An 11,994-nucleotide genomic window follows, 5' to 3' on the forward strand; every position below is an offset into this window, starting at 1 on the left:
TACCGAAACGCAGCGTAAAGGTATTAAGATTGATGTGGTTGCAAAACCAACCATTGCCGGTATAAAAGCCGGTAAAGATGAGTTGTTAGATAAGGCGAAAGAGATTATTTTGGAGAAAAAATAAATGACAAAAAAGTAAATATTTCTCGCAAAGACGCAATTAAAATTCAACCTTTTGCGTCTCTGCGTCTTTGCGTGAAATAAATTCCCTAAACCAACGTCTTTTTCCATTTGCCTTTCTTAAACAGAATATAAGCGGCTATAGTTAAACCGATCTCGGCAACGGGGATAGAGATAAAAACGCCGGTTGGACCCATTTCAAAATATTTGGCTAATAAATAAGCAAGGGGGATCTGGAATAGCCAGAATGTAAAGAAATTTATTTTGGTAGGTGTCCAGGTATCCCCGGCACCATTAAAGGCACTGGTGAAGATCATCCCCATTCCAAAAATGATAAAGCCCCCGCTTAAAATTTGTAACGAGCGGGTAGCTACTTTTTTCACCCCATCATCATCGGTAAAGAATGATGCGAACAGATGGCCACAGGTTAAAAACAATATGCTCACTACTCCTAAAAAAACAACCGTATACTTTATGGTTTGATATACCGATTGCTCAGCCCTGTCAACCCGGCCTGCGCCAAGGTTTTGGCCAACCAGTGTGGCGGCGGCGTTACTCAAGCCCCAGGCAGGTAACAAAAAGAACATCATTAATCGTAACGAGGTTTGATACCCTGCCGAACCTTGGTCGCCCCCTGTAGTTGCAACCAGTTGCGCCAAAAAGATCCAGCTGCAACTGGCTATTACAAATTGCAGGATGCCCGGTGCCGCCACCTTGATGATGGCTTTGATCTGTTTCCAGTCGGGTATAAAATAGCTTAAGCGCACTATTAAAGCATTTTTGTTATTAAACAGGTTGTATACCTGGTATGATACGCCTAAACCGCGGCCAATGGTTGTGGCTATGGCTGCACCTGTTAAACCAAATGCGGGGATAGGGCCGAGGCCCCTGATAAAGATAGGGCATAAAATAATGTTGGCTATATTGGCTATCCATAGGCTACGCATGGCGATGGCGGCATTCCCTGCCCCTCTGAAAATTCCGTTTATTAAAAACAATAATACGATGATCACACTCCCGCCCATCATGATACGGACGAATGGTGTGCCATGGTCTGCCGTTTCTGTAGAAGCACCCATGAGCAGCAGCAGGTCGCGGGCGTGTAGCAACCCGAATATGCTGATGATTATGTTTACAATCACGGCAATTACAATAGTTTGCATGCCTGCTTTTGATGCTGCTTCGGGATTTTTTTCGCCAATGCGGCGGGCAACAACAGCTGTTGCCGCCATACTTAAACCAATGGCTAAAGAGTATATTACGGTAAGTACAGATTCGGTTAAACCTACTGTTTGTATGGCGTGGCTGCTGTTTTCTAAGTGACCAACAAAATACAAGTCGACCAATGCGAAAACGGATTCCATAGCCATCTCCAGCATCATGGGGATAGCTAATAAAACAATGGCTCTTTTTATGCTGATGGCAGTGAGGTCCACATGTTCGCCTTTTAGCGATTGCTTTAAAACGCTGAAAAATGAATATGCTTTGCCCCTTGGGGTAATGGTTTGTGACATGGAAGGTTTATTTAAACAGGTGCTTATTAATATATTAGACTTTACGGAATAAGGTAACAAAATGTAACTATGCAAAAGTATGTTTAAAGCTTTTATCTCACACTGTGTAATAATGACATATATGCGGGCTAATTGCGACATATTGTTGAATATTAGCATAACAACTAACACATCCCTAACCCTTCTCAGGAGGGGGACCTAAAGCCACTCATCATTTACCCCAATCAACCATTAATTAATCACCCAAAAATCATTTTTACTTTTGAATTTAAAGCTTATCTTTGCACCCAATTAATAGAATTATTTACGCTTTAATATTATTCAGGTAATGTATTTAAGTAAAGAAGCAAAGGCAGAGATCTTTGCAAAACATGGTAAAGCAGCTACAGACACAGGTTCAACTGAAGGTCAGGTTGCGTTATTCACAACTCGTATTGCACATTTAACCGGTCACTTGAAAAAGAACAAACATGATTTTTCAACCCAGTTATCACTGCAAAAATTAGTAGGTAAACGCCGCGGTTTGTTGGCTTACCTGTACAAAAAAGACATTGAAAGATATCGTGCTATTATCAAAGCGTTAGCGCTTAGGGATATCATCAAATAACTTTTACAAGTTTTTAATAAAAAGCCGTCCGTTTATTTTTGGATGGCTTTTTTACTTTTGAAACAAATATACACACACATAAAAAAACGATGCGCTCCGAAAGATGAAAAGCGTGTCACAAAACAAACAAGATGAGTTTAAACGTAATTAAAAAGGTTATTGATTTAGGTGACGGCCGCACCATTGAGATCGAAACCGGTAAATTGGCCAAACAAGCCGATGGGTCTGTAGTAATTAAAATGGGTGATACCATGTTATTGGCTACTGTAGTATCATCGCAGGAAGCAAAAGAGGGTATCGATTTTTTACCTCTTTCTGTTGATTATCAAGAAAAATACGCTGCCACCGGTCGTATCCCGGGTGGTTTTTTACGCCGCGAGGCACGTTTATCAGACTATGAGGTTTTGATCTCTCGTTTGGTTGACCGCGCATTGCGCCCAATGTTCCCGGATGATTATCACGCTGATACACAAGTGATGATCTCTTTAATATCTGCCGATAAAGATATTATGCCTGATTGCCTTGCCGGTTTGGCAGCATCTGCAGCTTTATCTGTTTCTGATATCCCTTTTAACGGCCCAATATCTGAAGTACGTGTTGCTAAAGTTGACGGTCAGTTAATTATCAACCCAACCTTAAGCCAGTTACAAAATGCAACTTTAGAGTTTATAGTTGCCGGTAGCGAGCACGATATCAACATGGTTGAAGGTGAGAGCGCCGAAATTCAGGAAGCTGAATTGGTTGAAGCTATTAAATTTGCACATACCGCTATTAAAATACAATGTTTAGCTCAAAAAGAGCTTACTGTTGAAGTTGGTAAAACCGAAAAACGCGTTTACAACCATGAGCACAGCAACGAAGACCTGAAAAAAGCCATCTACGCTGCTACTTATGATCAGGTTTACGCTATTGCCGGTGCTGCTTCTGCTAAAGAAGAGCGTTCTGCAAGCTTTAAAGCAGTACGTGATGCATATATCGAAACGCTTGGCGAGATTGATGACATCACTAAATCATTGGCTAAAAAATACTACCATGATGTAGAGTACGATGCTATCCGTAACCTTGTATTAGACGAGGGCAAACGTTTAGACGGCCGTACTACTACCCAGATACGCCCTATATGGAGCGAAGTTGGTTATTTACCATCTGCGCACGGTTCGGCAGTATTTACCCGTGGCGAAACACAATCATTAACCACTGTTACCTTAGGTGCTAAGGATGATGAGCAAATGATTGATGGCGCGTTCATCAACGGATACCAAAAATTCTTGTTACACTACAATTTCCCAGGTTTCTCAACCGGTGAGGTTCGCCCTAACAGGGGTGCAGGCCGTCGCGAGATCGGTCACGGTAACCTGGCAATGCGTTCATTAAAACGCGTTTTACCTGCTGAGGATCAAAACCCTTACACTATCCGTATCGTTTCAGATATCCTTGAATCAAATGGTTCATCATCAATGGCTACGGTTTGTGCCGGTACATTGGCTTTGATGGATGCCGGTATCAAGATTTCTAACCCGGTATCTGGTATAGCGATGGGATTGATCACTAATGAAATGGGTACAAAATATGCTATCCTTTCTGATATCCTTGGCGATGAAGATCACTTAGGTGATATGGACTTTAAAGTAACCGGTACCAAAAACGGCATTGTTGCTGTACAAATGGACTTGAAGATAAACGGCCTTTCATACGAAGTTTTAACCAACGCGTTAAACCAGGCTAAAGATGGTCGTTTACACATCCTTGGCGAAATGGCCAAAACCATGACCGCTCCACGTGAGGATTACAAACCACACGCTCCGCGTATCGTAATGATCAAGATCGATAAAGAATTTATCGGTGCGGTTATCGGGCCCGGTGGCAAGATCATCCAGGAAATGCAGCGCGAAACAGGCGCTACCATCTCTATCGAAGAAAAAGATAACCAGGGCTTTGTACAGGTATTTGCCGATAACAAAGCAGCTATCGATGCAGCTTTAAGCCGTATTCGCGCTATTGCTTCTAAACCGGAAGTTGGCGAGATTTACGAAGGTAAAGTGAAATCAATTATGCCGTTTGGTGCATTTGTTGAGATTATGCCGGGTAAAGATGGTTTATTACACATATCTGAAATTGATCACCGCAGAATTGAGACCATGGATGGTATCTTTAACGTAGGTGATGAAGTACGTGTAAAACTGCTTGATGTTGATAAGCAAGGTAAACTAAAGCTTTCACGTAAAGCGTTGTTGCCTCGCCCTGAGCAAAGCAAACCCGCTGATAACAACTAATCAGCTTTAATTTATAGTGCAAAACCCTCTTTTTAGAGGGTTTTGCTATTTAGTCTAAAAAAAAATAAAAAATTGAAACAAAACCTAAACCTTTTTGGTTTGGTTTAGTTAAGGATAATAAAAGACAAACAATATCAAGCCGGCACTAATTTGCTAATGACATCTACTACCAATGATCCTTTAGATTTTCTCAATAACTCTCAAGGGATACAGACCGGTGCACAAACGGATCTGATCCAGAAGCTATTGTATGAAATTATCAGGGTTAAAGAGCTTATTACCTATTATGATTCCATTCCAAATGGGGCAGGGCAGCTTGGCTCCTCTATTTTGAACGAACTTGTTACCGAGGCCTACAATTCCCTTGTAAACTACGATACCGTTTTAATGAAAAAGTACTACGATCTGTTGCTTAACTGCGATTGATACTTAACAGGGTTTAACTCAAAACCTTCTCGCGTAACTCTTTCGAAATTTCGTCTGTTATCTTGATGATATCGGCCGCTTCCTGTGTGTTGTTGATGACAATCTTGTCTGCCACTTCGCGGTAGGGTAGCAAATACTCTTTATAAGCCGGTACAACGTGGTTTACCCATTTATAGTATGCATCTTCGTTAGAGTAGCCACGTTCTTCCAGGTCGCGCTTTAGGCGGCGATGCAGGGCTATGTGTTCGTCGGCCTCAATAAATATGGTCATATCAAGTACGTCCTTAATTTTGCCGAAGTGCATGATAAAAAGGCCTTCCACAATAATAATAGGTGCGGGCTTTATCTCCAGCATTTTTGGGATAGCATTTTGGTTATTAAAGGTATACTCCTGCTTCATGAACGATTCGTTGTTCAGTAGCCTAAAAATATCGTTCTCAAAGTGCTCATGATCGATGGTAGAGGGGAGATCAAAGTTATACAGCTTATTTTCCTCCTTGGTCATGGTGTGGCCAACCGGGAAATAATAATCGTCCTGCGATACCAGGCACACTTCGTTATCGCTAAAGTGTTCAAGGAAGGATTTTAAAAAGAAGGTTTTACCAGATCCGCTGCCGCCGGCAACGCCAATTACATAAGGTTTATTCATTAGGAGTACCGTAGCTGATATTTACTTGAAAGCGTTTGTCGAGCGCGCCTAAGGCATCCGCTACATTTTTGGTCATTACAATTATTGCGTCGCGGGTACTTTGGCTGTCGGTAAAGCGGCCTACCACTTTGGCAAATGTAGTGCGGTTATTCATGGGGTTGGTTATACGCATTACGGTGCCTATAGGGGCTGTACGGTGCAATATAAGCTTTTTGTTAGGGTCAAGGCTGGCGTCGTCAATCCAGGTGGCTACACCTTTTTCATTTTTTTCGAACAGGCCATATTTATTTGTGCCCGGTTTGTGGTTTTCCAAACTATCAACCACGGCAACATAGGTAGAATCGCGCTTAACAGTATCAACATGCGCCGGCGCTACTGCTGTAGTAGCTTGTGCGGGCTGTTCTGCCGGTGTGCCATTGGGCACCAATAATACCTGCCCGGCGGTAAGGTTTGTAGATTTTAAATTATTTAATGCAGTAATGGCTTCAACCGTGGTATTAAAGCGTTTGGCTATAGCGTAAAGCGTTTCATGTGCCGATACTTTATACTGTTGTGAGGTGGCTATTGCTGCAGGCGCCTGTGCTGTTTTTTGCTCGGTTTGGGCAGGTGGCTGCGTAACGGCAGCTTGCGTTTTTACCGGCGCTTGCTCAACAGGCTTTGGTTGTGGTTTAGCGGGTGCCTGTTCTGCAGTTTTTGTTGGGGCTTGTACAGGCGGTTGCCCGGCGGGTGTAGGTTTAACCGTTTCCATTATCGACCGCTCGGTAGGTACTTTAATAATATGGCCAATTTGCAGGCTGGCATTGTTGTTAAATTGCTGTATCACCTTTGGGCTAACGCCGTATTTGCGCCCTATAGAGTAGTAGTTATCCTTTGGGTCGAGTTTATGGAGGATCACTTTTTTGCCGTTCAGGTTCTCAACACCTACAGAATCAACCGGGGCCGATGCAAAAAGGGTGGAGGTGAGGCCAAGCAAAATAGTGGATAATAATAGTATTTTAAATTTCATAATAAATTCTTATTCAGTAATTTATATTTCTAAAACCTTTATTTCGGCCTTGTTTTTTATATAAATGAAGCTGTTTTTATGTAATACAAACGCCTCGGGTTGTAATTTTTGTATATGCTGGTTCAATAAATCGTAATAAACCACTTCGGTATCTTTTAAAATATAAAGAAGCTGTTGCAGTTCCCCATTTTTTAAAGTGTGCAAAGATACAATTCTGTAACTATTATGGTTTAGATAATGCACCATATTTCCATAAGGTTCTGCAGGCAGGCTGCCAGGAACCAATTGGCTGGCAGGCATCATATTGGGTATGACTATCTCCGTTTCAAAAGGTTTATCCTGTATTGCATCATACGGCCTAAGGATTTTACCGCTAAGTACATCAATCAATAATAATTTTTTTGGCTGGATATTAGTGTTGTATACTATAGGGCCATTAACAGACAGGTGATCAAACGCCAGGTTATAGTTGCTCCAAACCTCGGCAGCTGTTTTAGCATCAATGGCAATAATGGTTTTATGTTCGGGCCCGCTCTCATGTTTATAATAATGCAATAACATTATACCATTGTAAACAGCTTCGATACCGGTTAGCCAGCGTTCGGGCATAACCAGGCTATCGAAATAAACCTGCCCCGTAGTTAAATTAAGCGATACAAAACTGGTTTGTTTATCCTGTTCGTTGCGTAATTCAACCGCCATTATACATTTTTGCCCGTCAATTTGCAGGCGCCATACTGTGCCGTTAAAAGTTTGGGAGATGAATGGTTGTAGCATTGTCATTTAAGTTTGCAAATATGTGCATTAATATTAAAACGCTTAAATTTGATAAACAAAGGCCGCAAAGGGCTGTTATCACAACAAACTAAAATCACATACATCATGGACGCTGAAAAAATAAGCTTAGAAGAAAAAAAAGTAAAACCGGTTGTTGATCATCTGAACGATCTGCTGGCAAATTATCATATCCATTATCAAAAGCTACGTGGCTGCCACTGGAATGTTAAAGGCTCAAACTTTTTTACCTTACACGTTAAGTTTGAAGAACTATATACCGCAGCTTTAACTACAATTGATGAACTTGCCGAAAGGATCCTTACTTTAGGTAAGCCACCGTACAGCACTTTTAAAGATTATATAACCACATCTACCATTAAAGAAATAAATACCATCGGCTTAAAAGATAAAGCCATGGTGAAGGCAATAATTGATGATATGGCCGCCCTGATTGAAATGGAGCGCGAGATATTGGATATTACAGCCGATGCCGGTGATGACGGTACCAACGATATGGTGAACCGCTTTATGCAATTCAAAGAAAAGAACACCTGGATGTTACGTTCATTTGTGAACGAAGATTAAGATTTAGAGATCAGTGATTAGTTAATCAGAGCTGATTTACCCCAACAAAAAAAGCGATGAGTAGTACTCATCGCTTTTTTTGTTGGGCAAGATTCTGTTTCAACCTTACATCAATATCTCAAATTTGTATTAGAAACGGTATCCTAAAGTTAAGTAAGCATTATTGTTGCTGTTTTTTAACATGGCTGCCGGGCTTGCGTTACCCAGGTCGTAAGGGAAAATAGTTTGCGTGCCGGTTGAGTGTGCGTAGGTAGCATCAACGTAGTAAGCACCAAAACGCAGGCCTATACCACCGCTGGTAGTTTTAATATCGCTGCCATTGTCTTTACGGGCATCACCTTGTATACCGTAACCGCCGCGTAGTAAAAAGAAACTGTTTATGCGTGCCTCGGCGCCCACATGCGCGTTAATGGCCGATTTGTATAAGCCTTTAATGTCTGGGTTATCAACTCTGTCGGCATTATAATCGGGGTTGCTGCTCAAATGTGCAGTGCTGTAATCAACATACTCAACATCACCGGTTATAAAACCAAAGTTTTTGATGAACACTGCTGCGCCGCCTGCTAATTTTAAAGGTGTACGCAAGTTATAATTAAGCGTGTAATTGCCCGAGTTTTGTGATGTTACAGCTTCCTTATTGATGCTTGTGGCAACACCTTCGTTGTAAGTATCATCAATATTATAGAAAGTTGGCGAGGTAAAGGTTGCGCCTAAACGTACCGCCTCTACAGGTTTGTAAATAACACCTACTTTGGCGCTAAAACCTGTTCCCCTTGTTGACTGGTTTTGAGAGTAAGACGACGAGTAATCGCGTGTTGTGGCCAGCGGGGGAGTACCTTCAAGCCTTGATAAAGAGCCATCTTCATAAAAAGTACTGAATGAGTCATAGTTAATATCCGTAAAGCTTAAGCTAAAACCCAGGTACAGCTTATTGCTGTAGTTTGCACCAAGAGAAAAATCGACTGCAGATTGACCGCCGCGACGGTTAATAAAGGCTTCCTGTGCAACAGGCGAACCTGAAATGTTATTGCTCCTGTATTCAAAATCCGATGGGTTAGGGCCGGTAGAATATTTGTCTATCAGGTTTTGCTGATAAGCCCCATCTATTAAACTGCCTTCGGGGCCTAAACCAAACTGATTTGCCTGGCTGGCATAATAATCATTTATAGAATTAACGTTATTTGTGCCACCATAATGAATGTTCTGGTCGAAATTATTAGTACGGCTAAAAGCAACACCATAATTTACGCTAAGCCATCCTTTATTTTTATCGGCACCGCGCGGCTTGGTAAGCTGGTTATAAATTACAAGCGCAGCATTATTTAAATTAACAGTGTTACGTGTTGCCGAATAGGAACCGGCTTTTGTTTTTGAATTATCGTACCCGGGCGTTATGCTAACTTCTGACCGGGTGAAGAAACCCAGGCCGGCAGGGTTACCACTAACGTTACTCAGATCGCCGCCAACTGCAGTACCTGCGTTACCAACAGCCTTAATTCGGGATGTTGACCCATTTACGGTTTGCGAGAACCTGATAGCATCCTGTGAATATTGGGCAAAAGTATTTTGGGTAAATGCTACTATAGCAATTACACTTAGTATATATTTTATTTTCATAAATGTTTAAAGGTTGAAGTAATAATTAGTTCCTTACCGGCCTGCCACCGCCACCGCCGCCACTGCTTGAGCCGCCACCGCCGCCTCTTGAACCACCGCCGTAGCTTGATGGTGCAGAACGCTCAACACTTGGTTGGTAAGTTGGCCTGGTATCTGTACGTACGCCACGTGTAGCACGGGTATCACCATAAGCAGGCCTGCCATTTGAGCCGTTACCTGTACTAACTCCACGTGTACCCCTGTATGGAATATAGCCTATGCCGCTGTTATTGCCGCCATAAGAAGTACGCGAGCGATTGCCAAATACCGGGCTGCCGGGGCTGCCATTACCCCTGTAAGGGCGTGCATTGTTATAATATGCGGAAGAGCCCCAGAAACCTGAACCGTAATAGCCGCCGCCAATACCCCAGTATGGAGAATAATAGCCACCGTAACCATAACCACCCCATGGGTAGCCAAAACCGCCGTAGCCAAAACCACCACCATAATACCACGGAGAGCCATAGCCAAAGCCGCCGTAACCAAAACCACCGCCGTAGCCATAGCCAAAACCTAAACCAATGCTTAAGCCGTAGCCACCATAGCCGTAACCATAGGGTGAGTAAAAGTTATCGTAATAACCAAATGGCGAATAATAACTGAAACGGTTTATACGTGATGAGTAATCATCATAGTAGAAATAATCGTCTTCATCGCTATCCTGGTCGTCGGCTTCCTGGTTGTATTCATTATTTCTGGTAATATAAACCGGTTCTTCGGCCGCTGTCGCGCGCGAGAAATACACGTCATCGTCGTTTTTCGAGATAGATGCGGTTTTGTTAATGGAGCAGGAACTCAGTGCTATAGCACTGATCAAAATCATTCCTTTAATAAGGTTCCTATTCATTTTTGTAAGGATGTAAAGTTCTAAGGCCAAATAAACGTATAAATTTATAAATTTGAGCCCTGCTAAATGTTAAATATCAGATCAATTATAATCCAAATATCACAAAATGAGCAAAGGTGTCATAAGTAAAGACGAAGATTACTCGCAATGGTTTAACGACTTAATAATTAAATCTGACATGGCCGAATATTCGCCCGTGAGAGGATGTATGATCATTAAGCCGTATGGCTATTCTATATGGGAAAAAATACAGGCTGTGCTCGATAAAATGTTCAAGGAAACAGGGCACCAAAATGCTTATTTCCCGCTGCTCATCCCAAAATCTTTTTTCTCAAAAGAGGCCAGCCACGTAGAGGGCTTCGCTAAAGAATGTGCCGTTGTGACACACTATCGCCTGAAAAACGATGGGGAAGGTAATATTATTGTAGACGAGGATGCAAAATTGGAGGAAGAATTAATTATTCGCCCAACATCCGAAACCATCATCTGGAATACCTACCGTGGCTGGATCCAAAGCTACCGCGATCTGCCTATCCTGGTTAACCAGTGGGCCAACGTTATGCGCTGGGAAATGCGCACACGTTTATTCCTGCGTACCAGCGAATTTTTATGGCAGGAAGGCCACACCGCGCACGCAACATCAGACGAAGCGATAGCAGAAACCGAGCAAATGCTGGATGTTTACGCTGATTTTGCCGAAAACTGGATGGCATTACCGGTTGTAAAAGGCCGTAAAACACCAAACGAAAGGTTTGCCGGCGCGCTGGATACCTATTGCATTGAAGCTTTAATGCAGGATGGTAAAGCACTGCAGGCGGGTACATCACACTTTTTGGGGCAAAATTTTGCTAAAGCGTTTGATGTGAAATTCACCAATAAAGAAAACGTACAGGATTTTGTTTGGGCAACCTCATGGGGTGTATCAACCCGTTTAATTGGCGCGTTGATCATGGCCCACTCTGACGATGCCGGTTTGGTATTACCACCAAAATTGGCGCCTATACAGGTTGTTGTTGTGCCTATTTACAAGCACGATGAAGAGCTGGAGAACATTACCACTTTCGTGAATGCTTTAACAAAAGAGCTGCGTGCAAAAGATATCAGCATAAAATTTGATAAACGTGACACCCATCGCCCCGGCGCTAAATTTGCCGAGTATGAATTGAAAGGTGTTCCGCTGCGCGTTGCCATTGGCAGCCGCGATATGCAGAATGGTACAGTTGAGCTGGCTCGCCGCGATAACAAAACAAAAGAAACTGTAAACCAGGAAGGCCTTGCAGCGCATATTGAGGCGTTGCTGGAAGAGATACAGGCTAACATTTACAAAAAAGCTTCGGATTTCCGTACGGAGAATACTACGGAGGTTGATACCTACGATGAGTTTAAACGGATGCTTGATGAGCAGCCGGGCTTTATATCGGCCCATTGGGATGGCACCGCCGAAACCGAACAAAAGATAAAAGATGAAACTAAGGCTACAATCCGTTGTATACCTTTGAACAATAAACAGGAAGAAGGCAAATGCATCCTGACG

The 11,994-nt window shown here is 42.5% G+C and carries 11 protein-coding genes; 5 read left to right on the plus strand and 6 right to left on the minus strand.

The features are described 5' to 3' along the window. Window positions 1-209: 209 nt before the first annotated feature. Window positions 210-1,634: an MATE family efflux transporter gene (locus WC615_RS19695; protein ID WP_372979776.1), complete on the minus strand. Its 1,425-nt coding sequence runs from the start codon at window positions 1,632-1,634 to the stop codon at window positions 210-212. 328 nt (window positions 1,635-1,962) lie between these two features. Here WC615_RS19695 and rpsO point away from each other — a divergent pair, with 328 nt between their 5' ends. From rpsO to WC615_RS19710, 3 genes are all read left to right on the plus strand, one after another. Then, window positions 1,963-2,241, plus strand: a complete 279-nt coding sequence (gene rpsO, locus WC615_RS19700) for a 30S ribosomal protein S15 (protein ID WP_067062806.1) — start codon at window positions 1,963-1,965, stop codon at window positions 2,239-2,241. A 131-nt stretch (window positions 2,242-2,372) separates the two neighbouring features. Further along, on the plus strand, window positions 2,373-4,514 hold the full coding sequence (gene pnp, locus WC615_RS19705; RefSeq protein WP_372979777.1) for a polyribonucleotide nucleotidyltransferase: 2,142 nt from the start codon (window positions 2,373-2,375) through the stop codon (window positions 4,512-4,514). 156 nt (window positions 4,515-4,670) lie between these two features. Then, window positions 4,671-4,940 (plus strand): hypothetical protein, encoded by a 270-nt coding sequence (locus tag WC615_RS19710; protein ID WP_067062801.1) that lies wholly within the window; start codon window positions 4,671-4,673, stop codon window positions 4,938-4,940. Window positions 4,941-4,953: 13 nt separating this feature from the next. On the opposite strand, the gene WC615_RS19715 is transcribed toward WC615_RS19710, so the two are convergent. The 3 genes from WC615_RS19715 to WC615_RS19725 are packed head-to-tail and all read right to left on the minus strand — an operon-like array spanning window position 4,954 to window position 7,372. Beyond that, the gene (locus WC615_RS19715; RefSeq protein ID WP_372979778.1) at window positions 4,954-5,589 is read right to left on the minus strand and encodes a uridine kinase; all 636 of its coding nucleotides are present in this window, start codon (window positions 5,587-5,589) and stop codon (window positions 4,954-4,956) included. Beyond that, window positions 5,582-6,595 (minus strand): LysM peptidoglycan-binding domain-containing protein, encoded by a 1,014-nt coding sequence (locus WC615_RS19720; RefSeq protein ID WP_372979779.1) that lies wholly within the window; start codon window positions 6,593-6,595, stop codon window positions 5,582-5,584. The genes WC615_RS19715 and WC615_RS19720 overlap by 8 nt, the downstream gene beginning before the upstream one ends. A 21-nt stretch (window positions 6,596-6,616) precedes the next feature. Then, a complete protein-coding gene (locus WC615_RS19725) occupies window positions 6,617-7,372 on the minus strand; it encodes a DUF4905 domain-containing protein (protein ID WP_372979780.1) in 756 nt (251 codons plus the stop codon). Window positions 7,373-7,477: 105 nt separating this feature from the next. On the opposite strand from WC615_RS19725, the gene WC615_RS19730 reads away from it, so the two are divergent. Further along, the gene (locus WC615_RS19730) at window positions 7,478-7,957 is read left to right on the plus strand and encodes a Dps family protein (protein WP_191176478.1); all 480 of its coding nucleotides are present in this window, start codon (window positions 7,478-7,480) and stop codon (window positions 7,955-7,957) included. A 129-nt stretch (window positions 7,958-8,086) separates the two neighbouring features. Here WC615_RS19730 and WC615_RS19735 read toward each other — a convergent pair whose 3' ends face one another. Next, window positions 8,087-9,574 carry an OmpP1/FadL family transporter gene (locus WC615_RS19735; RefSeq protein WP_372979781.1) on the minus strand — a complete coding sequence of 496 codons (1,488 nt, stop codon included), beginning with the start codon at window positions 9,572-9,574 and terminating at the stop codon, window positions 8,087-8,089. Between the two features lie 25 nt (window positions 9,575-9,599). After that, complete coding sequence (locus tag WC615_RS19740; protein ID WP_372979782.1) at window positions 9,600-10,460, minus strand: hypothetical protein; 861 nt, start codon at window positions 10,458-10,460, stop codon at window positions 9,600-9,602. A 106-nt stretch (window positions 10,461-10,566) separates the two neighbouring features. On the opposite strand from WC615_RS19740, the gene proS reads away from it, so the two are divergent. Continuing rightward, on the plus strand, window positions 10,567-11,994 hold a 1,428-nt coding region (gene proS, locus WC615_RS19745), incomplete at its 3' end, for a proline--tRNA ligase (RefSeq protein ID WP_372979783.1).

Source organism: Mucilaginibacter sp. (assembly GCF_041663085.1).
GTDB lineage: Bacteria > Bacteroidota > Bacteroidia > Sphingobacteriales > Sphingobacteriaceae > Mucilaginibacter.

Coding starts and splice junctions, on each gene's coding strand:
- WC615_RS19725 (WP_372979780.1), bottom strand. CDS start 7,372: ATGCTACAACCATTCATCTCCCAAACTTTTAACGGCACAGTATGGCGC.
- WC615_RS19735 (WP_372979781.1), bottom strand. CDS start 9,574: ATGAAAATAAAATATATACTAAGTGTAATTGCTATAGTAGCATTTACC.
- WC615_RS19730 (WP_191176478.1), top strand. CDS start 7,478: ATGGACGCTGAAAAAATAAGCTTAGAAGAAAAAAAAGTAAAACCGGTT.
- WC615_RS19710 (WP_067062801.1), top strand. CDS start 4,671: ATGACATCTACTACCAATGATCCTTTAGATTTTCTCAATAACTCTCAA.
- WC615_RS19740 (WP_372979782.1), bottom strand. CDS start 10,460: ATGAATAGGAACCTTATTAAAGGAATGATTTTGATCAGTGCTATAGCA.
- WC615_RS19715 (WP_372979778.1), bottom strand. CDS start 5,589: ATGAATAAACCTTATGTAATTGGCGTTGCCGGCGGCAGCGGATCTGGT.
- rpsO (WP_067062806.1), top strand. CDS start 1,963: ATGTATTTAAGTAAAGAAGCAAAGGCAGAGATCTTTGCAAAACATGGT.
- WC615_RS19695 (WP_372979776.1), bottom strand. CDS start 1,634: ATGTCACAAACCATTACCCCAAGGGGCAAAGCATATTCATTTTTCAGC.
- pnp (WP_372979777.1), top strand. CDS start 2,373: ATGAGTTTAAACGTAATTAAAAAGGTTATTGATTTAGGTGACGGCCGC.
- WC615_RS19720 (WP_372979779.1), bottom strand. CDS start 6,595: ATGAAATTTAAAATACTATTATTATCCACTATTTTGCTTGGCCTCACC.